The 24026-nt window shown below is 63.0% G+C and carries 26 protein-coding genes and 1 pseudogene; 7 read left to right on the forward strand and 20 right to left on the reverse strand.

Features of this window, described 5'->3' with window-relative positions:
• From GC119_RS10930 to GC119_RS04630, 12 genes are all read right to left on the reverse strand, one after another.
• Entirely contained in the window at window positions 1–159 is a 159-nt protein-coding gene (locus tag GC119_RS10930) for a hypothetical protein (RefSeq protein ID WP_019174463.1), read from the reverse strand.
• An 86-nt stretch (window positions 160–245) separates the two neighbouring features.
• Window positions 246–2405, reverse strand: a complete 2160-nt coding sequence (locus GC119_RS04580; RefSeq protein ID WP_226829251.1) for a transglycosylase domain-containing protein — start codon at window positions 2403–2405, stop codon at window positions 246–248.
• A gap of 66 nt (window positions 2406–2471) precedes the next feature.
• Complete coding sequence (locus tag GC119_RS04585; protein WP_151952543.1) at window positions 2472–3374, reverse strand: metallophosphoesterase; 903 nt, start codon at window positions 3372–3374, stop codon at window positions 2472–2474.
• Window positions 3375–3385: 11 nt separating this feature from the next.
• Window positions 3386–4300, reverse strand: coding sequence for a metal ABC transporter permease (locus GC119_RS04590; RefSeq protein WP_070777755.1), 915 nt, complete (start codon window positions 4298–4300; stop codon window positions 3386–3388).
• Window positions 4297–5040, reverse strand: a complete 744-nt coding sequence (locus GC119_RS04595; protein WP_083304054.1) for a metal ABC transporter ATP-binding protein — start codon at window positions 5038–5040, stop codon at window positions 4297–4299. Before GC119_RS04595 ends, GC119_RS04590 begins: the two co-directional genes overlap by 4 nt.
• A gap of 87 nt (window positions 5041–5127) precedes the next feature.
• Window positions 5128–6156 (reverse strand): metal ABC transporter solute-binding protein, Zn/Mn family, encoded by a 1029-nt coding sequence (locus tag GC119_RS04600; RefSeq protein ID WP_151952544.1) that lies wholly within the window; start codon window positions 6154–6156, stop codon window positions 5128–5130.
• Window positions 6157–6315: 159 nt separating this feature from the next.
• Complete coding sequence (locus GC119_RS04605) at window positions 6316–7347, reverse strand: aspartate-semialdehyde dehydrogenase (RefSeq protein ID WP_070573117.1); 1032 nt, start codon at window positions 7345–7347, stop codon at window positions 6316–6318.
• Window positions 7344–8639, reverse strand: coding sequence for an aspartate kinase (locus tag GC119_RS04610; protein ID WP_070777757.1), 1296 nt, complete (start codon window positions 8637–8639; stop codon window positions 7344–7346). Before GC119_RS04610 ends, GC119_RS04605 begins: the two co-directional genes overlap by 4 nt.
• 57 nt (window positions 8640–8696) lie before the next feature.
• A complete protein-coding gene (gene recR, locus GC119_RS04615; protein ID WP_070573112.1) occupies window positions 8697–9299 on the reverse strand; it encodes a recombination mediator RecR in 603 nt (200 codons plus the stop codon).
• Entirely contained in the window at window positions 9296–12145 is a 2850-nt protein-coding gene (locus tag GC119_RS04620; RefSeq protein ID WP_151952545.1) for a DNA polymerase III subunit gamma and tau, read from the reverse strand. The genes recR and GC119_RS04620 overlap by 4 nt, the downstream gene beginning before the upstream one ends.
• Window positions 12146–12195: 50 nt before the next feature.
• Window positions 12196–12813: a TIGR03085 family metal-binding protein gene (locus GC119_RS04625; RefSeq protein WP_151952546.1), complete on the reverse strand. Its 618-nt coding sequence runs from the start codon at window positions 12811–12813 to the stop codon at window positions 12196–12198.
• A gap of 72 nt (window positions 12814–12885) precedes the next feature.
• Window positions 12886–13761 (reverse strand): Sir2 family NAD-dependent protein deacetylase, encoded by an 876-nt coding sequence (locus GC119_RS04630; protein WP_151952547.1) that lies wholly within the window; start codon window positions 13759–13761, stop codon window positions 12886–12888.
• Between the two features lie 30 nt (window positions 13762–13791).
• On the opposite strand from GC119_RS04630, the gene GC119_RS04635 reads away from it, so the two are divergent.
• Window positions 13792–14244 carry a flavodoxin family protein gene (locus tag GC119_RS04635; RefSeq protein WP_151952548.1) on the forward strand — a complete coding sequence of 151 codons (453 nt, stop codon included), beginning with the start codon at window positions 13792–13794 and terminating at the stop codon, window positions 14242–14244.
• 98 nt (window positions 14245–14342) lie between these two features.
• On the opposite strand, the gene GC119_RS11165 is transcribed toward GC119_RS04635, so the two are convergent.
• Window positions 14343–14477 (reverse strand): hypothetical protein, encoded by a 135-nt coding sequence (locus tag GC119_RS11165; protein WP_256278250.1) that lies wholly within the window; start codon window positions 14475–14477, stop codon window positions 14343–14345.
• Window positions 14478–14612: 135 nt separating this feature from the next.
• Between GC119_RS11165 and GC119_RS04640 the strand changes: the two genes are divergently transcribed.
• Window positions 14613–15176, forward strand: a complete 564-nt coding sequence (locus tag GC119_RS04640; RefSeq protein WP_151952549.1) for a hypothetical protein — start codon at window positions 14613–14615, stop codon at window positions 15174–15176.
• Window positions 15177–15275: 99 nt separating this feature from the next.
• Here GC119_RS04640 and GC119_RS04645 read toward each other — a convergent pair whose 3' ends face one another.
• Window positions 15276–15458 carry a CsbD family protein gene (locus GC119_RS04645; protein WP_062020123.1) on the reverse strand — a complete coding sequence of 61 codons (183 nt, stop codon included), beginning with the start codon at window positions 15456–15458 and terminating at the stop codon, window positions 15276–15278.
• Between the two features lie 276 nt (window positions 15459–15734).
• On the opposite strand from GC119_RS04645, the gene GC119_RS04650 reads away from it, so the two are divergent.
• The 3 genes from GC119_RS04650 (at window position 15735) to GC119_RS04660 (ending at window position 17415) form a co-directional block, all read left to right on the forward strand.
• Window positions 15735–16271: a type 1 glutamine amidotransferase domain-containing protein gene (locus tag GC119_RS04650; RefSeq protein ID WP_151952550.1), complete on the forward strand. Its 537-nt coding sequence runs from the start codon at window positions 15735–15737 to the stop codon at window positions 16269–16271.
• A gap of 299 nt (window positions 16272–16570) precedes the next feature.
• A complete protein-coding gene (locus GC119_RS04655; protein WP_193215618.1) occupies window positions 16571–16981 on the forward strand; it encodes a hypothetical protein in 411 nt (136 codons plus the stop codon).
• Window positions 16982–17037: 56 nt separating this feature from the next.
• The gene (locus GC119_RS04660; protein WP_151952551.1) at window positions 17038–17415 is read left to right on the forward strand and encodes a hypothetical protein; all 378 of its coding nucleotides are present in this window, start codon (window positions 17038–17040) and stop codon (window positions 17413–17415) included.
• 584 nt (window positions 17416–17999) lie between these two features.
• On the opposite strand, the gene GC119_RS04665 is transcribed toward GC119_RS04660, so the two are convergent.
• Entirely contained in the window at window positions 18000–18986 is a 987-nt protein-coding gene (locus GC119_RS04665) for an IS481 family transposase (protein ID WP_151952552.1), read from the reverse strand.
• Window positions 18983–20218 carry an MFS transporter gene (locus tag GC119_RS04670; RefSeq protein WP_151952553.1) on the reverse strand — a complete coding sequence of 412 codons (1236 nt, stop codon included), beginning with the start codon at window positions 20216–20218 and terminating at the stop codon, window positions 18983–18985. Before GC119_RS04670 ends, GC119_RS04665 begins: the two co-directional genes overlap by 4 nt.
• Window positions 20219–20284: 66 nt before the next feature.
• Between GC119_RS04670 and GC119_RS04675 the strand changes: the two genes are divergently transcribed.
• Window positions 20285–21016, forward strand: a complete 732-nt coding sequence (locus GC119_RS04675) for an ArsR/SmtB family transcription factor (protein WP_193215619.1) — start codon at window positions 20285–20287, stop codon at window positions 21014–21016.
• A 40-nt stretch (window positions 21017–21056) separates the two neighbouring features.
• On the opposite strand, the gene GC119_RS04680 is transcribed toward GC119_RS04675, so the two are convergent.
• The 3 genes and pseudogenes from GC119_RS04680 to GC119_RS04690 all read right to left on the reverse strand — a co-directional run bounded on the left by GC119_RS04680 (window position 21057) and on the right by GC119_RS04690 (window position 23054).
• Window positions 21057–21611: a flavin reductase family protein gene (locus GC119_RS04680; RefSeq protein WP_226829261.1), complete on the reverse strand. Its 555-nt coding sequence runs from the start codon at window positions 21609–21611 to the stop codon at window positions 21057–21059.
• Between the two features lie 54 nt (window positions 21612–21665).
• Window positions 21666–21871 (reverse strand): annotated as a pseudogene (locus tag GC119_RS04685) (helix-turn-helix domain-containing protein); the annotation flags it as partial.
• Window position 21872: 1 nt separating this feature from the next.
• On the reverse strand, window positions 21873–23054 hold the full coding sequence (locus GC119_RS04690; RefSeq protein ID WP_193215620.1) for an MFS transporter: 1182 nt from the start codon (window positions 23052–23054) through the stop codon (window positions 21873–21875).
• Between the two features lie 43 nt (window positions 23055–23097).
• On the opposite strand from GC119_RS04690, the gene GC119_RS04695 reads away from it, so the two are divergent.
• Window positions 23098–23454 (forward strand): MerR family transcriptional regulator, encoded by a 357-nt coding sequence (locus GC119_RS04695; RefSeq protein ID WP_151952556.1) that lies wholly within the window; start codon window positions 23098–23100, stop codon window positions 23452–23454.
• Between the two features lie 361 nt (window positions 23455–23815).
• On the opposite strand, the gene GC119_RS10935 is transcribed toward GC119_RS04695, so the two are convergent.
• Window positions 23816–23977 (reverse strand): hypothetical protein, encoded by a 162-nt coding sequence (locus tag GC119_RS10935; RefSeq protein ID WP_176747352.1) that lies wholly within the window; start codon window positions 23975–23977, stop codon window positions 23816–23818.
• Window positions 23978–24026: the final 49 nt, after the last annotated feature.

Here is a 24026-nt window from a genome sequence, read left to right on the forward strand (position 1 = left end):
TCAGCCTTTCGGACGCTTCATGTAGGCAACGAGTCCCCCGTTGCCCTGGGGACCTTCCACTACCTGGACGAGCTCGTAGCCGTCCTCACCCCACAGATCCAGAATCTGTTTGGTGTTGTGGATCATGAGAGGAACAGTGACGTACTCCCACTTCTGCATTTTCTCCCCCTTCGGTGGACAGAGTTCATTGTACGAGCCGCTGACGTGGCAGGTGGTGCCTGCGTCACAGTCGACCCGGCAGAGCGTCAGTCGTCGGACTCTTCGTCTTTTTCCGGTTCCTTGACGCTGTTGCCGACGGGACCGCCGAGGCCCTTGTTGCTGCCGACGATCTTGACTGCTTGGCTCATGTAGTTCTGCCACGTTGCACCAGAATAGGTGGCACCGTAGACGCGGCCGCGGACCACGCCCTTGCCGTTCCTGCGCCAGTCACGCGAACCGTTCGGGTCACCCGTCCAGACGGCAGTGGACATCTGGGACGTGAATCCCGCAAGCCACGTGGATCCGACTTCGAAGTTGGTGGTTCCCGTCTTCGCTCCGGCCGGAGCCCCGATCTTCAGTCGCGAGGTGGTTCCGCCGTTGAAGGTCTGCGACAGTGCGTAGGACACATTCTGGGCGACGTCTTTGTCCAGTGCTCGGTGGCAGTCAGGGTCAGGGATCTTGACCTTCTTGCCGTTGCCGTCCTTAATCGATTCGATCGGAGTCGGCGTGCACAGGATGCCGCCGGCGGCGAACACCGAGTAGGCGTTGGCCATGTCAATGGGAGCAACCTGGACGATGCCGAGCACCGATGAAGGCAGGAGTGCTTCGACCACTCCCAGCTGCTCATGGACCGTCTCCAGCGACTGGCCGTTGCCGTATTTGATGCCCAGTGATTCGGCGGTCTTCATAATGCCGCACATGTTCAGCTGATTGGCCATCGAGGCGTAGGCCGTGTTGACGGAGTTCTTCGTGGCCGCAAGCGCGGTCATCTGTTCGTTGCCCTTTGAGTCGCCGGCGTTGTTCGGCGACCAGTTCGAGCCGTACCCCTTACAGCCGCGGTATTTCCACGAGTTCGCCGGGAACGTTCGCTTCGCAGCGCTGACTGAGGTGTTGAGGCTTTTGCCCTCTTTCAGCCATTCCGCGAGCACGAAGGGCTTCCACGTCGAGCCCACTTGGAAGCCGCTGGCTCCGTTGTATGCTTTCTGCACATTGAAGTTGATAGCGGTGTCGGTGTTCTTCTTGCCCTCTGTGACGGAGTAGTTGCGGTTCTGCGTCATGGCAAGGACTTTTCCGGTGCCGGGTTCAACCGTCACCACCGAATGGCCAGCACCCGATGGGTCGCCGACGGGCACACGCTTTTTGACGGAGCTGAACGCAGCTTTCTGCAGCTTGGGGTTGATGGTCGTTTGGATAGTCAGACCGCCGCGCTGCAGAAGATCGCGCCGCTCTTCCTTGGTTTCGCCGAACGCCTTGTTGTTTTCGATGTACGCCTGGACGTAGTCGCAGAAGAAGCCCATGTCGCCTGCACCCATGCAGCCGTTCGACGTTTTGGTGATTTTAAGGTCAAGGTCCGTCTTCTTGGCGTCTTCGTATTCTTTGTCCGAGATCTTGCCCAGCTGGTGCATGCGGGAAAGAACAACGTTCCGGCGCTCGAGCGCGTTCTCCGGGAAGCGCTCGGGGTTGAAAGCACTGGGGTTCTTCACAATACCGGCCAAAGTTGCAGCCTGAGCGTGGTTGAGCTTTGACGCGGGAATCGACCAATAGTGCTGCGCAGCCGCTTCGACACCGTAGACATTCGGGGAGCCCGAATAGTTGTTGATGTTCATGTAGCGGTTGAGAATCTCTCCTTTTTCGTACTTCTTCTCGACCGCAACCGCCAGCTTCGCTTCGCGCAGCTTACGGGCGTAGCCGGCCATACCCGAGGCTTCCTTGGCGGCTTCCACGCCTTCCTTATCTGCGTCCGCGTGGGCGTTTTCGGCAAGCACGTTCTTCACGTACTGCTGGGTCAGAGTCGATCCGCCCTGCTTGGAAGACGACACGAGGTTGTGCACGAGAGCACGACCAATGCCCTGGAAGTCAACGCCGCCGTGATCGAAGAAACGGTAGTCTTCGATGGCAATCGTTGCATCCTGCATGGGCTTGGAAATCTTATCCAGCGGAACTTCTTTGCGGTTGAGCCAATAGAAGCTGGCGATCTGCTTGCCGTCGGCATCGAGCATGCGAGACTGTTCAGCCAGCGGCCTTTCGTCAAGCTGCGCGGGCAGGGCGTTGAACACCTGGAGAGCGTTGTTCGCACCAATAGACGCCACACCCACCGATGGGATCGCTAAGCCTGCGCCCACGATTCCGGCAACGACGCTGACGGCAATGAACTGCATCCACGCCGATAGAGTCGAAGGCGCAGCCGCTGATTCTGAAGACACCATGCCCAACATCGTACAGGCGCCGTCTGATGGAGGCACACCGGACAAGACTCCGCTGAGCCAGACCGGTCAGCGTTCAACAAGCTCCAATACAGACACCTCGGGACGGCAGAACAACCGCACCGGCGCCATCGGGGCCACTCCAACCCCCGCGGTCACGTTGACGAGTGCCGGGCCCCGACGAAACAGACCGCGAGCTTCGCTGCGCGGACGGTCGCAGTTGGTGGCCGGTGCCCCGTAAAACGGCACGCGGATCTGCCCGCCGTGCGTATGCCCGGCAGCAATCAGCTGCGCGCCCGCACCCGCAAGACGATCGAGCACGCGCGAATACGGGGCGTGGGTCACTCCGATTCTGACTTCCGAATCATCGGGAAAAGCAGAGGCTTCGGGCGCATCGGCCTTCATGTGCGCATCGCCAAGACCAGACAGGCCGACCCGCGTGCCGTTGATGTCCACAACAGCGCTTCGGTTGTCCAGCTGCACCCACCCGCGCTGCTCAAACGCATCCACCAGCCCGCGCGCATCCAAGTCAGGCGGGTTGCTGTGGGCCTTGGCCACGTTCGAAGGCCCCAGAAGATAGCGAGCGGGGTTTTTGACTTTCGGCCCCCAGAAGTCATTCGATCCCAGAACAAACGCACCGGGGACATCCAGCAGATCATCGAGGCTCTCAAGCACCGTCGATTTGGTCTGCCCTCCGTAGTTATCGCCGGTGTTGAGAACAAAATCCGGCTGCAGGGTGTCGGCCAGACTGCGCACCCACTGCGGTTTGCGCTTCTGCCAGGCAGTTTGGTGGAGATCCGAAATGTGCAGAATTCGCACGGGCGCACGGCCCGGCGGCAGGACCGCGATTCTTTCGCGGCGCACCGTGAACAGGTTCGGTTCGACAAGCACACCGTAGGCTGCGGTCGCCACAGCAGCGACGGTCAGCCCCAGTGCCGCGCGGCTAAGAGGGCGGGCAGGAGAACAAGTCATAGTGCCGAAGTCTAGTCGCCCGCTGCGGCTTTCGGATCCTGCGCGAGGTGAGGGTGCTTGTCGAGGTCTCCCAGACGACGGTTGCGCGCCTCAAGCTGATGGTTGGTGCGGTACCCGCCGATGATGCGGGCAATGACGTAGAAGAGGAAGCTGATGGTCGTCACGAACGGGCTGATGGGCACAACCGGCGACCCCAGGGCGATGAGGATTCCGCCGACCGAGGACGTCACGGCAAAGACAACCGACAGGACGGGCACGACGATGGGGTGGGATGACAGCTGCATGGCCGCCGCGGCTGGGGTGACCAGCAGAGCCATGACCAGAAGCACTCCGACCACCTGCACGGACAGGGCAACTGCAAGTCCGAGGGTCACCATGAACACGATTGTCAGCATGCCGGTGGGAACGCCTTTTGCCTTGGCGATCTCGGGATCGACTGATGCGAATTGCAGCGGCCGCCAGATGACGAAGATGACGGCCAGCACAACACCCGCGCACACCATGAGCAGCTTTGTCTGGCTTGGGCTGATGGCGACGATCTGCCCGGTCAACAGACCGAATTTGTTGGCTGAGCGCCCGTCGTACAGTGCCAGAAACAGGATTCCCAAGCCGATGCCGAACGGCATGAGCACACCGATCATCGAGTTCGCCTCGGAAGACCGTATGCTGCCGACGCCGATGATGAGCGCAACCAGAAGCGAGCCGATGATCGAACCGTACACAACGTCATAGCCGACGAACAGGGCAAAGGCAGCCCCGGCAAAGGAGAGCTCGGCAATGCCGTGCACGGCCAAGGCGATGTCGCGCATTTTGACGAACACGGAGACAACACCGCCGACAACTCCCAAAAGCGCTGCGGCGATAATCGAGTTCGACAGCAGCGACAGCAGTTCGCCGTAGTCTTCGAAGGTGAAGAGGCTGCTCACAGTTCGGTCTCCTCCGGGTGATGATGATCTGCTTCGGTGCCGACGACAACCAGCTGACCGCCGACGGTCACCACCTCGATCCGCGTGCCGAACAGGGAGCTCAGCGCTTCAGAGGTCAGCACCTCGTCCGGGGTGCCCACCAGGAAATGGCCGCCGGCAATGTAGAGGACCCGGTCCACGTACTTCAGAATCGGGTTGATTTCGTGGGTGACGAACAGAATAGCCATATTCCGTTCGCGTCTTTTCTCATCCAGCAGGCGAGCAACCAGGTGCTGATGGTTGATGTCGAGGCTCAGCAGCGGTTCATCGCACAGCAGCAGCTTGGGATCGCTGGCAAGCGCTTGGGCCAGCCGCAGTCGCTGCAGTTCACCGCCGGAGAGGATGCCTACGGGGCTGTCGGCAAAACCAGTCGCCCCAACCTGGTCGAGAAGTTCGTCAACCCGTCGTTCCTTTTTTCGGCTAGGCAGGCCGAAGCCGAAACGGTGCCCGTCGATTCCAAAGCGAACCAGGTCGCGGGCCCGCAGCGGAGTGTCGCGGTCGACACCCCGCTGCTGGGGCACGTAGCCGACATCCGCGTCGCCGCGGTATGCCGCGTGGCCGTTGACTTCAACGGTTCCCTCATACAGCCGGTACTGGCCGAGCAGCGTTTTCAACAGCGAGGTTTTGCCCGTACCGTTGGGTCCGAGCACGGCAATGAACTCACCGGGCTCAACATCAATGGACAGGTGGTGCCACAGCACCCTTTCGCCGAAGCGAAGCTGGCCGTCTGCAATCGACAGTGCGGGACTGGTAATGAGAGAACACGTCCTTTCGAGGGCTAGAGCTGATCAGCCTTTGAGGGCTTTGTCGACGTCGTCGATGTGCGATCCCATCCAGTCGACGTAGGTTTCGCCCTCGTTGAGAGTTTCGGGCAGTTCTACCACCGGCACTTCGGCGTCATCAGCGGCCTTGCGCAGGCTTTCAGCCTGCTCGTTCACTGCCTGCGGGTTGAAGCCGAGGACTGCGACCTCCCTTTTCTTGATCTGGTCCTGAGCCTGCTTGAGAACCACCGGTGCTGCGTCCGATCCTGCTTCTACTGCCGACAGGAACTTCTGCGGTGTGATGGTCTCCAGTCCGAGGTCTTCGAACAGCCACAGTGCAACGGGTTCAGTCGCCGCACTCTTCTTGCCTTTGCCTGCTTTCTTGACTTCGTCAGCCTTCTTCATCAGACCGTCGAGCTCACCCTGAAGCTTATCGGCGTTCTCTTCATAAGCCGCCTTGTTGTCGGGATCTTCTTCAGACAGGGTTTCTTCGATCGAGTCGACGACGTTCTTCATGGCACTAACGGAGTACCAGATGTGCTCATTGAACGCACCGTGGTCGTGGCCATGGTCGTGGTCATGACCTTCTTCGCCATGGTCGTGGTCATGACCGTCTTCGCCGTGGTCATGGTCGTGGCCCTCTTCACCGTGGTCATGGTCGTGCGGCTCGTTGGCGAAGTTCTCTTCGGCACCGGGCAGCTCTGAGACTTCGACGCCGTTGACCACCTTCGGGTCCTTGTCTGCTGCTTCGAGCATGGTCGTCATGAACGCGTCGTAACCGCCGCCGTTGACGATCACGACGTCGGCTTTCGACAGTTTGAGCTGGTCGTTCGACGTCGCTTCGTAGTCGTGGGGGTCTTTCGACGCGTCCGAAATGATGGGTTCGACATCCGCCGCGTCACCGGCGACTTGAGCGGCAAGGTCCGCGTAGACATTCGTCGAGGTGACAACATTGAGCTTGTCGCCGGAGCCTTCCGATTGGGCTTCGCCTGCCCCGCAGCCGGCCAGAACCAGGCCAGCAGCTGCGGTGAAAGCTGCAATCCGTGCAGACTTCATAAGGGTGCAACTCCTTCACATAGGTGCAAACCACCCCAATGTAGGTTTCGCTCACCAGCATCTACCAATAGACATATGCCTACGCGGACATGCAAAAGCGGGTGGCGGCGGTCCAGATGACCGCTCACCACCCGCAGAACATTCAGGCGGCTGGATGCGTCAGCGATCCAGCAGGGCTGCCAGCTGCACCGTGTTCAGCGCAGCGCCCTTGCGCAGGTTGTCGTTCGACACGAACAGCACCAGCCCCTTGCCCGCAGGTGCCGACTGGTCGGCACGGATGCGGCCGACAAGCGACGGGTTGCGGCCTGCGGCTTTCAGCGGGGTGGGAATGTCTGCCAGATCAACACCGGCGGCTTCCGAGAGGACTTCCTCAGCTCGCTGCGGGGTTATGTCGTTTTCGAACTCCGCGTGGATTGCAAGTGAGTGGCCGGAGAAAACAGGAACGCGCACGCATGTGCCCGCAACAAGAAGTTCGGGCAGACCCAGAATCTTGCGGGATTCATTGCGCAGCTTCTGCTCTTCGTCGGTTTCGCCCGAACCGTCGTCCACGAGCGAACCGGCCATCGGCAGAACGTTGAACGCAATCGGGTCGGTGTACACGTTCGGCTTCGGGAAGCGCACGGCCGTGCCGTCGCGCACAAGCTGCTTGGAGTCGGGAAGAACGTCCTCAGCCTGACCGTAGAGTTCGTTCACTCCCGCCAGGCCGGAACCTGAGACCGCCTGGTAGGTGGCGACTTTCAGCCGCAAGAGCCCCGCCTCGTCGTGGAGGGGTTTGAGGACCGGCATTGCGGCCATCGTCGTGCAGTTGGGGTTCGCAACGATCCCCTTGGGGATCGAGTCGAGCGCTTCCGGGTTGACCTCAGACACCACGAGCGGCACCTGGTCGTCACCGCGGAATGCCGATGAATTGTCGATCACGGTCACACCGGCGGCAGCGAAGCGGGCGGCCTGCGCCCGCGAAGTCGCACCGCCAGCAGAGAAGAGCGCCACGTCCAGCCCCGTGGGGTCTGCTTCGGCGGCGTCTTCGACAACGATCTGCTCGCCGCGAAACGGCAGGGTCTTTCCTGCCGAGCGGGCCGAGGCGAAGAAGCGAACGCTGGCGATTTCAAAGCCGGGTTCGGCTTCGAGAATGTCGCGGATGACTTCGCCGACCTGGCCGGTGGCCCCGACAATGCCGATATTGAGGCTCATCGTCCTGTACCTCCGTAGACAATTGCTTCGCTTTCAGATCCGTCCAGACCGTACGCGGTGTGTGCGGCGCGGACGGCGTCATCAAGGACGTCCGCGCGGGTGACGACGCTGATGCGGATTTCGGACGTCGAAATCATTTCGATGTTGATTTTGGCTTCTTTGAGCGCTTCGAACAGCGAGGCTGTGACTCCGGGGTGCGAGCGCATGCCGGCCCCGACCACGGAGAGTTTGCCGATCTGGTCGTCATACCGCAGCTCTTCAAAGCCCACGTTGTCGCGCTGAGCCTCCAGGGCTCTCATGGCCTTGGCACCGTCAGACATGGGCAGCGTGAAGGAAATATCGGTCCGGTTGTTCTTCGCTGTCGAAATGTTCTGCACGATCATGTCGATGTTGATCTCTTCGCCTGCCACGATCCGGAAGATCTCCGCGGCCTTGCCCGGAACGTCCGGGACGCCGACCACGGTCAGCTTAGCTTCGGAGCGATCGTGCGCAACACCGGAGATGATGGCCTGTTCCATGGCTTCCTTCTTTACGTCGTTTGCGAATTCGCGGGGTACGGGTTCGTCGGTCACCCAGGTGCCCGGGTGGGGGCTGAAGCTGGAGCGCACGTGAATGGGCACTCCGTAGCGGCGCGCGTATTCAACGGCGCGCAGGTGGAGGATTTTGGCTCCGCTGGCGGCCAGTTCGAGCATTTCAGCGTAGGAGATGGTCCCGATCTGGCTGGCGGTGGGAACGATCCGCGGGTCAGCGGTGAACACGCCGTCGACGTCGGAGAAGATTTCGCACACGTCGGCGCCCAGGGCGGCCGCGAGTGCGACTGCCGTGGTGTCGGATCCGCCGCGGCCGAGTGTGGTGATGTTCTTGGTGTTCTGGGAAACGCCCTGGAAACCGGCGACGATCGCTATGCTGCCCTTGGCTACGGCTTCCTGGATACGGCCTGGGGTGACGTCGATGATGCGGGCGTGGCCGAAGGCTTCGTCTGTGATGACGCCTGCCTGGGAGCCTGTGAACGACTGGGCGGAGTAGCCCAGGTTGGCAATCGCCATGGCGAGCACGGCCATGGAGATGCGCTCTCCCGCTGTCAGCAGCATGTCGAGTTCGCGGGCCGGAGGCAACGGTGAGACTTCCTGAGCGAGGTCGATGAGGTCGTCTGTCGAATCGCCCATTGCGGAAACGACGACAACGACGTCGTGACCGGCCTTTCGGTATTCGACAATCCGTTTGGCAACGCGCTTGACCCCGTCGGCGTCGGCTACGGAGGATCCGCCGAATTTTTGGACGACTAGGCTCACTTCACACACTTTCTTCCGGCAGCGCTGTTTACCGCTGATCAGTTTAGAGGACGGCGCTCAGCTGACCTTGGTGCGGCCCTGGAACGCTCTTCCCAATGTGACTTCGTCAGCGTATTCGAGATCACCGCCGACTGGCAGACCAGACGCCAGTTTTGAGACGGTGACGCCGATTGAGGACAGCAGGCGGATGAGGTAGGTGGCTGTTGCTTCGCCTTCGAGGTTGGGATCGGTGGCGAGAATGCATTCCTGGATGTCGTCGCTTTGCAGTCGGGGCAGGAGTTCGCGGATCCGCAGGTCGTCGGGGCCTACGCCTGACATGGGGTCGATGGCGCCGCCGAGCACGTGGTAGAGCCCGCGGTATTCGCGCGTCCGTTCGAGTGCGACGACGTCTTTGGGCTCTTCGACAACGCAGATGAGGCTGCTGTCGCGGCGCGGGTCGGAGCAGATGGAGCACAGCTGCCCCTCTGCTACGTTTCCGCACTGGTCGCAGAAGCGCACGTGGGTTTTGACGCTGGTCAGGGCGCTGATGAGCGAATCGACGTCTTCGCGCGGCGATTGCATGATGTAGAACGCAAGTCGCTGTGCGGATTTGGGGCCGATGCCGGGAAGTTTGCCGAACTCTTCGACAAGGTCGGCAAGCGCGCCTTCGTAAACACTCATTCGGTGATCTCTTCGAGGATGACTCCGCCCAGCAGCCGCTGGACGACGGGAATGCCGACTTCGGGGGATTCGGACACGTCGGGGTCTTCGTCGACGTTGAAGTCGGGGTAGTCGGATTCGGCGGCCGCACCCCATTCGGCAGCTGTTGGGGTGTGCCCGGTTTCCTGCCAGGCTTCCGCGGTTTCGGGTTGGGCGGACTGAGCGCGGCTGCCGGCCTGCCCCATATTGCCAACGTAGGCGTAAGGGTTTTCTCGGTGCTGCAGGGTTGGCTCCTGAACCGCCGAGGTGGGTGGTCCGGCAAAGATGTCTTCGTCGGCATACGCGCCTATGAAGTCGTATTCATCATCTGCCGGGCTTTGCTCATGCGCTGAGTTGTCCGGGCCAGCTGTCTGGTTCTTTTCGCCGGGGACGGGCTGTTCTTCCGGGGCGTCGTCGATGTCCGCTGGCGGCGGCACTACGAGCGCCGGGGCTTCAACGGCTCCCTGCCCCCAGGATGTCCCGGTGTCTTCCGACGGGGCTTCCCAGTTGTCTGCCGAGGCGGAGGCGGGTTCCGGTTGAGCCTCACGTTCGGCGGCGGGGGCTGGCTGCGCTTCTTGTTCCCTGTTGTGGGTTGAGGCAGGTTCGGGTTCGGCCCGGTGTTCGTCATGTTCGACGGCCGACTGGTCACCCTCCTGGTCGTCGTCTTCGGGGGTTTGCTGCCAGTATTGTTCGCGGTCGGGGACTTCTTGGTCCATGGCCTGTTGGCCGACGACTGCCTGGATCTGTGCTTCTGTTGGTCGGCCGCCGGGGCGGGCTGCGCGGTTTTCATTTCCCCGAGGCGCCTGCGGCTGATGCTGTCGGCTGGGGTTTTCGTGAGTCGCGGGTGCTTGGTAGCCCGAGGCGGGTGTGTCCATGCGCAGGTTGACGTGTTCGCCCACCTGGCCGATGTCGACTTTCACTGTCAGTCCGAGGACTTCGCTGACGGCGGCTTCGAGGGCCTGTGTGTTTGATCCGCGCGTGAATGCCCCGACGGCACCCTGGTTGTTGAAGGCCAGCAGCAGGCGGCCGTCCTGCAGGTCCTGGGGCACGGCGTTGCCGGCAAGCACCGCGCGGGCGAGCTTGGCGCTGCGTCCGACCACGTCGAGGATCGCCTGCCAGGAGCGGCGGACGGCATCGATGTCGTGTCCGGCGGGACTTGGCTTCGTTTGGGCTTCGCCGGACTGCGGCTGGCTGGGCTGGTTCCGCTGCGGTTGCGGCTGGCTGGGCTCGCTCGGCCGTGGCTCATTCGCCTTCGTCGATTCCCGCTGGGGTTCAGTGCGCTGTTCAACGTGTGACTGTTCAGCGTGCGGCTGCTCAGCCGCCGGTGGGGCAGGCTGTGGGGCGCTGTTTTCTGCGTTGGCGGTCTTCTGACCTTCCTGCCGCGGTTCGCTCTGCCCCGAGGCGAGTGCCTCTGCTTGCGATGCAACATCGGCAAGATCGTCAAGGTCGTCCCAGGAATCGCTCGAATCGGACTGCGGGCTATGCACTGGCTGCGCGGAGTCTTCTCGCCGCGAAGCAGCGCTGCCCGGCTCAGGCACGCCTGCCTGGGCCCCAGAGCGTACGGCGCTGGCCGCAGGCCCTTCAGTGGCCGACTGTTCTTCCGGCGACTGCGGGGCAGCCTGGCCTGCCGGTGTGGTCGGCATCCCAGCAGCGGCCCCGGAAGCCTGCATGCCGACCCGCCGTTCCATGCGCTCGACGCGCGACAGCACGGAGCTGCGGGTGCCGTCCATTGCGGGCAGCAGGATGCGGGCGCAGATGAGTTCAAGTTGCAGACGCGGCGATGTCGCTCCGGTCATTTCTGACAGACCGGCGTTGAGGAGATCGCCCGCGCGGGACAGTTCTGCGGGCCCGAGTGTCTGCGATTGCTGTACGAGCCGTTCCAAGAGGTCTTCGGGAGCCTGCGGAAGGAACGCCCGAGCGTTCTGCGGGGAGGTGCTGATGACAAGCAGGTCGCGAATGCGCTCCAAGAGGTCTTCGACGAAGCGACGGGGGTCCTGACCGGATTCGATGACCCGATCGACTACGCGATAGACAGCCGCGCCATCGCCCGCCGAGAAAGCATCGACGATGTCTCCCAGCAGAGAATCCGGCGTGTAGCCCAGAAGGGCCGTGGCCTTTCCGTAGTCGATTCCCTCCGGCCCTGATCCGGCGATCAGCTGATCGAGAACAGACAGGGAATCGCGCACAGAACCGCCCCCGGCGCGAACCACCAGCGGCAGAACGCCCTTGCCCACCGGCACGCCTTCCTGCTGGCACAGGTGGTCCAGGTACGAGGTCATGGTGTCCGGCGGGACCAGGCGGAACGGGTAGTGGTGAGTGCGGGAGCGAATGGTCCCGATGACCTTTTCCGGTTCGGTCGTCGCAAAGATGAATTTGACGTGCTCCGGGGGTTCTTCCACCAGTTTGAGCAGCGCGTTGAAGCCCTGGGGTGTGACCATGTGGGCTTCGTCGAGTATGAACACCTTGTAGCGGTCGCGGGCCGGAGCGTAGACAGCACGTTCGCGCAGGTCGCGCGCATCATCAACACCGGAGTTCGATGCGGCGTCGATTTCCACAACGTCGAGGGAACCCGGACCGCCCGTGGCAAGGTCCCGGCAGCTGGCGCACTCACCGCACGGAGTGGGCGTGGGGCCTTCTGAGCAGTTGAGGCAGCGGGCAAGAATGCGCGCGCTGGTGGTTTTGCCGCAGCCGCGGGGACCGGAGAACAGGTAGGCGTGATTGACGCGCCCGCCGGCCAAAGCGGCTTTGAGCGGGTCGGTCACGTGTTCCTGCCCGATCACCTGGTCGAAGGTGTCGGGGCGATAGCGACGGTACAGAGCTGTTGACACGTCTACAGCCTACTGGGAGGCACTGACAGGAAACCTTGACCAGGCCCCATTCAGATTTTCTCCGACCGCACCTCGACCTGCGCCTGTTCCTGTCGGCCAAGCGCGTAGAGCACGATTTCAGACGGATTGCCGGAGACGACTTTCGACTTCACGTCGGTTCTGCCGAACGAGAACTCCCCAACGCCCGGAGCAATGAACTTCACGGCTGTTTCGGGTCGCCACGGCGGAATGCGCACCATGGTCGGCAGCGCCGACCACAGCTGCTGTTCGAGTTCGGGCAGGATGTTGCGCCTCGACCATCCGGGGCGGGCCCGCCGAACGTCTTCTACGTGCACGAAGAACTCGACGGTGTTGGCGAGGATCTCACCTGGACCCCAGCCGACCGGCGACAGCATTCCGGGGCCTTCTGCGACCATCCCGACGAGCTGCTTCCAGTCGAGTTCGCCGAGTTCGCGACGGCGCTGTTCAGCCCGCTTGTGCAGAAACGGAATCTTGGCTGTCATCTCGGTCGCCTCACCGGCCATGGCGGACGGATAGCGGTCGCGAATGACGATGTGGACGGCAAGATCGCGTGTGCTCCAGCCATCACAGAGAGTAGGGGCATCTGGGCCGACTTCGCGGAGAAGAGCCGCGAGCGCGAGCCTCTCGGAACGAGCGAAATTCGTCATGCCTCCCAGCCTAGTCACACTGGGCGGATTTGGATATGCCCCAAGCGCTTAGAGTCCCCGCCCAGAAGCTGATCATCGTCCGGAGACTCGGTCTTTCCACGCGCGGAAGAAATCGGCCACGCGGCTGAGCGACCTGTAGTCCGCAAGTTCATCGGCTCGCGTCGGGCCATCGGTGACGATGACCACCGTTCGCCCCTCTTTGGCTGCCTGGCGCACAAGGCGCAGACCGGACATCACAGCCAAAGACGTCCCCGCCGCTATCAGTCCTGGCGCCGCAGCGGCCGCGGCGGCAGCATCCAAAGACCGTTCCCTGGGCACTGTTTCGCCGAAGAACACCACATCGGGCTTGAGCAGACTGCCGCAGGCAGGGCAGTCGATCATCCGAAAGTCCGCTGTGTCCCGCAGAGGGACATCGCCGTCGGGTGCCATTTCGATCATGTCGAGGGCTTCCCTGTGATTCTGCCGAAAGCTCGTGTTGTTTTCATCGAGTCTGCGCTGCACCCATTCGCGGTCGTAGAGTGCTCGACAGTCCAGGCAGATGACACGGTCAAGACGTCCGTGGAGGTCCAGAACCCCGCGCGAACCGGCCTTTTGATGCAGACCGTCGACGTTCTGTGTGATGAGGGCCGCCGGATGCAGTTCTGCCAGCGCCCGGTGCGCTTCGTTGGGCTGGGCATCGCGCATGACGGGCCAGCCCATCCAGGAACGCGCCCAGTAGTGGGTGTGGTTCTCCCAGGATGTTGTCAGCTGCTGGTATGTCATCGGCTGGCGGTTGACCGACGATGGGCCACGGTAATCCGGCAGCCCTGAATCCGTGCTGAACCCGGCTCCGGTGAGAACGGCCCAGTCGCGGACAGGCCGGGAGCACAGCACGTCGAGAATCTGTTCGTCCGTGTGGCTGGGGTTCGGGCGGGTGATCCCGCGCAGCGGATCGCGAATAACGCTCATGAGGCTCCTTGCGGGCGATACAGTTGCCGTATGGCTACCGTACTCTTGGTCCACCACTCCCCCACCGACACGGTCACACCGCTTGCCGAGGCGGCACGGGCGGGCATATGCATGCCGGAGTTGGAAGGCGTTGAACTCATTGAGCGCCAGGCTCTCGAAGCAACCGTCGAGGATGTTCTTGCGGCTGACGCCTACGTGTTGGGCACCACCGCGAACTTCGGCTATATCTCTGGTGCTCTGAAGCACTTCTTCGACACCGTGTACGACGATGTGCGCGAACCCACGCAGAGCCGCCCGTTCACGTATTGGATTCGCGGCGGCTTCGACACAACCGGTGCTGAAAGGGCAATGGAACAGATCACGACCGGCCTGGGGTGGAGGCTCGCAGCCCCCGCTGTTGTCTTCACCGGTGATGTCACGGACGAACGCAGGGAGCAGCTGACCGAGGCTGCGGCGACCGTCGCGGCGTCAGTCATGGGCTGAGCATGAGCAGGCAGCGGACTCAGCAGACAAAGCGAAGGGCGGCCGCTTAGGAAGCGGCCGCCCAGCTTATCCGGACATGTCCGGACGAAATCACAAGGTCACTTGTTGAACTTGTCCTTGACTTCGTTCACCTTGTCCTTGGCGTTGTTGATGTCGTCCTGGTGTTCGTCCACCTTGTCCTTGGCGTCATTGAACTTGTCTTTAGCGTCGTTGAACTTATCTCCGAGTCCCATGTGTGGGCTCCTTTCGAATCGACTGCACTTCCAGACTTACGCATTCAACCCCCGTCTGTAAAGCTCAGCGAGTGAACTCCCGCTGGGAAAACCCGGATAAACTGTTCTGCAATGCCGCCCCGAAGAAAGGCTTCTGTGTCCACGAATCCCGCGGAGCGTCCGCAGCTGCGCCAGGAGGATCAGCTGTGGATCACCTCTGAAATCAATCAGCCCAGCTGGAATTTCATCAGCGGCTTCGCTTTTTTCTTCTTCTCGGCAGGTCTTGTCTACACGGTTCTGACTTCACCGCTGTCCGTCCCGGCTAAGACTGTGGCAACCCTGGCTTCGCTGCTGATCGTGGTGCCCGGCATTTACTTCATCAGAATCGGGCTGGCGCGCATCGTTCCGCTTCGCCGATTGCGCAAGGCTGTGGCACCTATTGACCATCTGACTGTTGAGGCCGTCTACGGGCACTCCCCGGATGTTCTCATCGTCGAACTGTCCAACGGACATTCGTATCTCGTCACGGGCCCAGCTGTGAATTTTTTGGCGCACACGAATGTGCTGCACGGATCTCAGCGGCCTGACGATCTGTCTTTTGACTTCTTCGCCACACCTCCCACTGCTGAGGATGAGGATGCTGCCGCCGCCCCTGTTCGCATGCTGATTGCCGACCGTGGTGCCGCTGTCGGCAACGCTGAGTGGTACGGGACTGCCTGACCGCGGCCCACTCCAAATGACGAGGTGCCGCTCACCTTTGCAGGTGAGCGGCACCTCGTGATCTATGCGGTGATGAACACCGCGGCTGCGTCCAGCCGGTCAGTTCTTGAAGTTGTCGGCGACGTCCTTGATGTCGCCCTTAACCTGGTCCACCTTGGCCTTGCCCTGGTCGCCCTTGCCTTCGGTTTTGAGTTCGCTGTCGTCAGATGCAGCGCCGACAGCCTCCTTGGCACGGCCCTTGAGTTCTTCAGCCTTGCTCTTGATGTCGTCTCCGAGACCCATGTCTTCTCCTTGAGCTTTCAGCGGTGCCGCTGGTGCGACGCCTGGTCTTTTCACCCTTTCGCACGAGCGGTCGGCTTTCAAGCGCTGTGTCTGAATGCGACGGTATGCCAAGGCTTTTCCCAGGCTGTGAACGCAGACCTCACGACCGAGCGATGACACGGGTCACCCGGCGGTGAGCCGGAAGGTGCGAGTCCACCACCGCTTGGGGCACGAAATATTCGCTTGGGCTGCGTCGTTCACCCAAATGTGGTCAACACATCTGATGGAAGGAGCACCATGGCTCTGGCCGATACGAAGGTTGCATTCCTGCTCACGCGCGGCGTCGAGCAGGTCGAACTCACCAGCCCGCGTGCGGCACTTGACAAGGCCGGCGCCCAGACATTCATTGTGTCCCCCAGCGAGAGCACTCTGCAGGCTATGGAGGGCGACTGGGAACACGCCGATGTTTTCGATGTCGACGTCCCTGTTGCCGCTGCCGATGCTGATGACTACGACATGCTCGTGCTGCCCGGTGGCACGCTCAATGCCGACTCACTGCGCCTTGATGCCGATGCCAGCGCACTCGTCGAGGCATTCTTCGCAGCCGGCAAGCCCGTCGCTGCAATCTGCCACGCCCCCTGGATCCTCACCCAGACCGGTCTGGCCAAGGGACGCAGACTGACCTCGTACGAATCGATCAAGGTCGATATGCAGAACGCCGGGGCCACCTGGGAGGACTCCGAACTCGTCATCGACGGCAACCTCATCACCTCTCGCAACCCCGGTGATCTGGAGGTCTTCAACAAGGCACTCATCGAGACCCTCTCGAAGTGACGTTCAGCTGCTGATCAGCCCGGTCGGCTGCGGCAGTGACTCCGGTGCCCGGGGCATCGCCTCTGCTGCCCCCGGGCACCGTCGTGTGCTCTACACCGGTGCTCGGCGCCTATCCGGGCCACAGTGAGTCAGACAGGCAGACAGAAGTGCGCACCCCGATTCTCTGCCAGTACTCCGGTGGGCGTATGATACTCCGTATCACCGGCGCTGCGGAACGAAACAGCTGATGATTTCTTGACCTACCTACCGCGCAGGCAGTGCCACCCTCTTCTCATTCACATCTCTTCCAAGGATCTGCAATGCCCGCTGTTTTCTCCCGCCGTTCTGCCGCCGCCTCGACTCGCCGCTCACTGGCTGCCGGGCTTGCCGCGCTCGCTCTCATCTCCGGCTCCGTCTTCGCCGATGTCGCACCCGCTTCGGCTGCGCCGAAGTCCTGCTCGGCGAAGATGTCGATTAGCAAACCGCGCCAGTACTCGAACACCTGGGTCAAGGTCTCGAAGGTCGGTTCAAAGGCCAAGGTCGAGACCGTTGCGCACTACAAGACGACGAAGACGAAGAAGCGGGCGACCGCTTCGACTCAAGGCAAGGCGAGCCTGAAGTACTACATCTCGGGCGCGTCCCCGAACCGTGCAGTCAAGATCACCGTTACTGCCAAGAAGGGCAAGAAGACGTGGAAGTGCTCCACGTCGTTCAAGCCGCGCCGGAAGTGACCGTTGTCGCATGGCGGCAAAAACGTGATCACCTCCTACCCAACGAAGAAGTGCTGATGGGAAGACCGATCAAAGACTCAGACCTGCTGCTTGCGGGGCAGCTCGCAGAGCTCCTCGGCGCCGTCGGCGACATCAGAATCGCCGGGCCGATCATGACGGTGCCGATGCGCGATGCCGAGGGGTCTTTGGTGTTCTTCGAGTTCGATGTCCGCGGCTTGGCGGATGCGGTCGAGGCAAAGTCGTCGTCCGCTGTAGCTGTGATGGGCAACAAGCGCGGCGCGCAACGCGCCGCACTGGCGCTTATCGCCAACGGGATCCACGAGGACCATGCCGATGAGTGGGACCTGTCGGAATCCGGTGACGTGGTGTACGAGGCTGACGACGATTATCAGCCGGCGGTCATTGACATGGAGAACTTTCCTCCCCGCAGGTGAGGTTTAGACCGCCCCGTTACCATGCCCGCACAAAAATCTCGGGGCACCGAAAGAACGATGCCCCGAGATTTCTCGAGCGGAGGATAGAGGAATCTCAGCTATAACGCCCTGTCCAGGATAAACGTTTCTAATATTTGTTCTCGCTTTGTCCTACTGGCGTCCTAAAAAACGGGTACACCCAGGAGCCGGGCAACGGCACAAGAACTAAGTGAAATCTATGGATACTCACTGGCGAGCCGCCGGCGTGCACAGCATGAGATCTTTACATAAGACTCGAGCCTGGCGAGCGCACTCACTTACTGACGAGACACCAGTCAGTCGGTGGTGCGGTCTGCCTTTCGTGCCAACTCGCGGAGGAGCGCCAGCTCTTCTTCACGCTGCGCGCTCTTCCTACGGGTTGCCTGGACGATCGCACGGACTGCCCACAGAATCCCGGCAATGATCGCCGCGATAATAGCGAGAATTACCAGCAAACCGATCAGTTGTCCTAATCCTGGTCGCATTTTCTGACTCCTGTCACCCGAAGCCTTTCAACCCATCCTACGAGAAGCCCACGCCATGGCCTCTGCCACCTTCGGGCCGAACTAGATGTACTGACCCGGGACGTTGATCAATCGTGAGAACGGCGGCTGATTGCCGCAGGCCGTGTGAGGCCTGTGATGGTTGTAGTAGTGCAGCCAGCCGTCAAGCTCCCCTCGCCGCTCGGCTTCAGAGGTGTAGCAGCGGGCGTAGGCCCAGCCGTCGGCAAGGGTGCGGTGGAACCGCTCGATTTTCCCGTTGGTCTGCGGCCGGTACGGCCTCGTGCGTTTGTGCCTGATGCCCAGCTCGGCGCACGTGTCGCGCCATAGGTGTGGCCTGTAGGCGCCGCCGTTGTCGGACAGGACCCGCTCGACGGTGATGCCGCGGGCGTTGAACCACTCGACGGCCCGGACGAGGACTGCGGCGGCGGTGCGGGCGGTTTCGTCGTCGTGGATCTCGGCGTAGGCGACGCGGGAGTGGTCGTCGATGACGGTGTGGACGTAGGCCTTGCCCATCAACGGGTCGTGCCACTTGCTCTTGGGCTTGTCGGGTGTGGCGGCGCGGTTCTTCTCGCCTTGCCGGCGGCCGACGTAGCGCCAGCCCCCGCCGTCGGGGATGTTGCCGAGCTTCTTCACGTCGACGTGCAGCATCGCCCCCGGATGGTCGTGCTCATAGCGACGGACGGGCTCCCCAGTGGCGCGATCGATGTGCGACAGCCGGTTCAGGTGCGCGTCGGCCAGGATCCGGTGGACCGTCGACGGGGCGACGCCGAGCCGGCAGGCCAACTGCACCGGGCCTTCGCGCAGTCGGAGGCGAAGCTTGACGCAGCGCCGTGTGGTGGCCTGGTCGGTCTTGTTCGGCGATCGGTGCGGGCGTGAAGAGCGGTCCTGCATGGACTGGCCGGCCCGGTAGCGGTCGGCCCAACGCTTCACGGTCGGCCAAGAGACCTGAAATCTGGCGGCAACCTCACTGACCGGCCAGCCCTGGTCAACCACGAGCTGACCGACCAAGAGGCGATGGCGCGGAGTGAGAGCAGCGTTCGCGTGGCTCACGGTTCGAGCTTCTTCGGTTCCGGGTGATGGGTGAAGGTGAGGATGGCCAGAGCTGCGGCGAGGGCCCACCAGAGGCCGGCGGTCGTGCCGGTGTGGGTGAGCAGTGACTTGCCCGTCCAATGGCCGGCTGCCCAGCCGCCCAGGGCTACGCCCACGCTGGTCCCGGTCTGTCTGAGCGCGTTGTTCAGTCCGCTGGCGATGCCGGGGCGCGTGGGCCACGCGCTGAGGCTCTCCCCGACGATCGCGGAGGTCACCAGCCCGAGTCCGACACCGATGCCGAGCAGTCCCGGGGCCAGTCCCACGAGCCCTGGCAGCCAGCCGAGTGTGGCCAGGCCTACGGCTCCGGCGAGGAAGCCGACGGCGGCTACCAGACGGCGACCGAAGCGAACCACGGCCCGCCCTGACAGAGGACCCAGGACGACGAAGGGGGCTGTGGCCAGTAGGAGCAGGAGGCCCGCGGGGCCGGCGCCCATCCCGAGACCGGACTGGAGATGGACGGTGACCGCCTGCAGGGTCCCGTTCGCACCCGAGGTCATCATGGCTGCCGCGACCACGGACCCGACCAGCGACACCGTGGCAATGGCGCCACGGCCGGACTGTTCGGGTTGGGGCTGCTGTGGGCGCCGGGGGCCGGTGCCCAGCTGCTGCCAGGTCCCCCATGCGGCGACCAGGCCCAGGGGCACGTTGACCCAGAACACGGCCCGCCACGACATGGCGGCCACGAGCAGGCCGCCGACGGCTGGGCCCAGGGCAGTGGCCACGGCGCTGATACTCGACCAGGCCCCCAGAGCCCTCGCACGCTCATGTGGTTCAGGCCAGGACGTGCTCAGTGCTGCCAGCCCGGCCGGCAGCATCACGGCCGCGGCCAGCCCCTGGCCCAGACGGGCACCCAGGACGACCAGCCAGGCTCCGGCCAGCCCGCCCACCACGGAGGCTGCCGTGAACACGGCGATCCCGGCCAGCAGGCAACGACGTGCCCCCACCCGGTCGACGAGCCAACCGGCCGGCAGCAGGGCCACTGCCAGCGGCACCGTGTAGGCGTCGACCACCTGGGACCAGTGGGCCACCGGCACGTGGAAGGTCGTGCCGATCGTGGGCATGGCCACGTTCATCGCCATCACGTCCAGCAGCACCAGGAACATGGGGATGCACAACACTACGAGCAGGAATGTCCCGCCGTTGCGGCGGGCACCACCCCGGTGTGAAGCGGGGGCATCAGGAGAGAGGTTCATGTCCACCACGATGAGGTATGGACGCTTCGGTGGCGGTCGAAGTGTGACCGGGTGAGAATGGGTGCCATGGACCCACAGCCAGACATCGCCTCGGTGGCCGCGCACTTCGCCGATCGGTCACGCGCCGCGATGATGCTCGAACTGCTCGACGGCAACGCCCGCCCCGTGACGCGCCTGGCCCAGGTGGCAGGGGTGCGCACCTCCACCGCCAGCGAGCACCTGTCCCGCCTGGCGGGGGCAGGACTGCTCGTCGTCGAGCCCGAGGGACGGGTGCGTCGCTACCGGCTCGCAGGCACCCACGTCGCGGTGGTCCTGGAGTCGCTCCTGCCCTTGGCGTCGACGCCGGCGCCGACCGGACTGCGTCAGGTCACCCGGTGGGACCGATTGCGCGTGGCACGCAGCTGCTACGACCACCTCGCCGGAAGCCTGGGCACCGACATCCTCGCCGGCCTACTCGAGGCCGGGACGCTGCGGCGCACCGACGGCGTCAGCGGAACCGTCCGTGGCCCCCACGACAAGATCGCAGGCCCTGCCGAACCCAGCTACGTTCTCGCGCCCTGCGCCGGCGAGCACCTCGCCCGGGTCGACGTTGACCTCACGGCCGTCCGGGCAGCACGGCGACCGGCGGTGAAGGTGTGCACCGACTGGACCGAGCAGCGCCACCACCTCGCCGGAGGTCTCGGCGCCGCGCTCATGCAGGCCTTCGTGGACCTCGGCTGGATCGAACGACGTCCCGGCCGCCGTGACATCCTGGTCCACCGACCCGAACGCATCCAGGGATGGCTTCACGCGGTGTGAGCCGAGCACGCTGCGCATCCACGCGGGATGCGCACGAACCCTATTTGCGCTGTGTGCTGCCCAGCTTGCGGCCAGTGCCGAAGTAGTCCCGAAAGACGTAGAGCAGAGGTTCCCAGGCCTCCGTGTCGACGCGCTCCGCACCAGCTTGGAGAATCCGGGCCCCCGCGTGGATTTCGAGGACCCGGGTCTCCACGATGCGGAAGTCCACACCACCATTGGTACGGGCCGGTTCGTGGATCGCGACGACCTCGGCCTCACACTGCAGAGGACACTCCTCAATGCGCGGCGGAGCAACCCTGGTGGAGGGCACGGGCGTGAACCCGCTGGGCGTCCACTTGTCCTCCATGAAGGAGAACTGGTCAGCCTTGTGGGGAGCCGGCGGATTGTGCCCCGTGAGCTTCGCGATCGCATCGACCTGTTGCCACAAGCTGGCGTCGGGATAGTTGATGACGCACTCGCCCGTGCGCTCCAGGTTCCCAGCCGTTTGCGAAGTCGACTCCCACCCGAGCACAACCGTGTCCCCCAGAGCCCACGCGCTCGACATCGGACCAATATTCGCCGTCCCATTGGGATTCACCGTGGTGATCAAAGCCACAGGCGTACCGACATAGATGTACTGACCGGGGACGTTAGTCAAGCGTGAGAACGGCGGCTGGTTGCCGCAAGCGGTGTGGGGCCGGTGGTGGTTGTACTGGTGGAGCCAGCCGGCGAGGTAGCGGTCAATCCACCGCTTGACCGTCGGCCAACCACCTGGAACCGAGTAGCGACCTCGCTGATCGACCAGCCCTGGTCGACGACGAGTTGGGCGACCTTGAGCCGGTGGCGGGGCGTGAGAGCGGCATTGGCGTGGGACATGTCAGGCCTCCCGTGTGGCGGCGCGCTGGTCCGGAGTTGCTGCCACGACGATGCCGGCCGCTGCGGTGAGGGCGATTCCCACCAGCACCGTGCCGGTCAAACCTCCGCTGGTGGCAATGGCGCGGCTACCCAGCGCGGTGGCTGCAGCGACCCCGAGCGTGATGCACGCTGTATGCACCGTGTTGCTTAGTGCGTGGGAGCCGGCGACAGTGACGACCCGATTGACGAGCAATGGGTTCAAAGCCATACCGGTAGCGCCCAAGCCGATCACCGCGACGACCACGATCAGAGGTGTGGTGGGCAGCAGACCCAGCGCGATCAACGCCACTAATTGAATTCCCAGACCGATCAAGAGCCAACCACGGGCGCGGCCCGGCGCTGCTCGGCCGGACAGACGGTTGCCCACGAGCGCCGCAACACCGAAGGCGACCATGGTTCCGGTTGCCTGGGCGGGTGACAGTCCTCCACGTTTCAAGATGGGGTCGATGAGCGCAAACGCCGCGAAGGCACCGCCGATCGTGAGGAAGCTCGCTGCGAAGCGACTCCACAGGGCCCAGCTCGCTAGACCCCCGTGATCTGAACCATCAGGCGCAGGAGCCCTGTCAGGTTGATGGATCAGCACGGCGACCCCCGCAGCCATCACAGCCGCTGCCCCGCCCAGGAGCAGGAAAGATGTCCGCCACCCCGACCACATTCCCAGTAGGTGGCTGAGGGGCAGGCCAAGGAGCGTGCCCGCCACTAGGCCGGACAAGATCGACGCGGACACCCGTGGGCGGTCGCGCTCATCGGTCAGGGCCATCCCCAACGTGAGAGCCAACCCGAAGGTCGCGCCCGACAGGCAGCCGGTGACGAAGCGGAAGACCGCGAGAATCGTGAAGTTGGGGGCAAAGCCCGCTGCGACCTCGGCAACGGCATACGCGAGCACGACCGCGATCAGGGACGTCTTAGTGCGCAGGTGTCGTAGTGGCCATGTCAGCATCGGGCCGCCGAGGGCGCTACCGAGGGAGTAGATGGTGACCAGCAAAGCCAGGCCTTCGATTGGCTGATGTAGATCATCGGCCATATCGGTCAGCATCGCGGCGACCTGGAACTCGCTGGTGGTGACGACGAACAAGGTGCTAGCCAGCGTGAGCGCTGGCCAACGCAGGTGTGTTAAGGACATGCCATTATCCTCAACCTTCATACTAGTGTGAAGGTCAAATCCATCGACAAGACCAGGAGGCGTCATGCGCATCACTGAAGCGGCCCGCCAGGTGGGTGTGCCCGCCCACCGGCTACGACACTACGAGGCAGTCGCCCTCGTCGTGCCGGACCGCACCCCGGCCGGATACCGGGATTACACGCCACGCCACATCGCGCGCGCGAAGAAGGTCAAGGCACTCTTGGACACCGGATTCACCGCGCGCGACATCACTCTCATGCTCCCGTGCATGCAGCCGGAACCCGCACCCGGCCTGTGCTGCGACGTGACACGAGCCCGCTTGGTCGATCGCCTCCACGAGATCAGCGAACGCCGCCGACAACTTCAAGCGACAGAGACCGCCCTGGCAGCCTGGCTCAGCCGCGAAGCCACGACCTCATAGCGATACCGAGGACAACGTCATACCACAATCCGTTCGATCAACCTGCCCGGTCAGTACACATAGAAGACGGGCAGCTGGACTGAGCGGGTTTCCATGTTCATCGCACCAGTGTAAGCGCAGATCGCTTCGGACCATGTCGAAGCGTCCTCGCGTAATCAATCAACGTCTCCGGTCAGTACAACTAGACGGCCCTGTGTTAAATCATTGGCTGCCGGCACTCGCCCTTTTGGGCCCTTTTCACATTCCGCGGAAGTCTCACTGTGAGGCGCTGAGGGCGGGCTGTGCCAGCGGGAGACCTCTCCCCTAACACTTTGGACCCCACCCCTTGCGATACGAGAGGACGGGGGCTTGAGAATTATTGTTACTCGCCAGAGTTTTCCGGATCTTGTGCTGACCGATTAATCGCTTGGGCGAACTGGTCGGCTTTGCGAATGTCCTTGGGTTTGACATCGATCATGCCGAGGAGCTGTTCGTCTTTGGTGACAGTGACATCAACCCGATTAGGGTTCTTCTTTGCGAGCACTCCGGCAACTAGACCGATAGGGCCAAACAGTAACGTCCCTCCGACAACG

Source organism: Brevibacterium sp. Marseille-P9724, assembly GCF_902500275.1.
GTDB lineage: Bacteria > Actinomycetota > Actinomycetes > Actinomycetales > Brevibacteriaceae > Brevibacterium.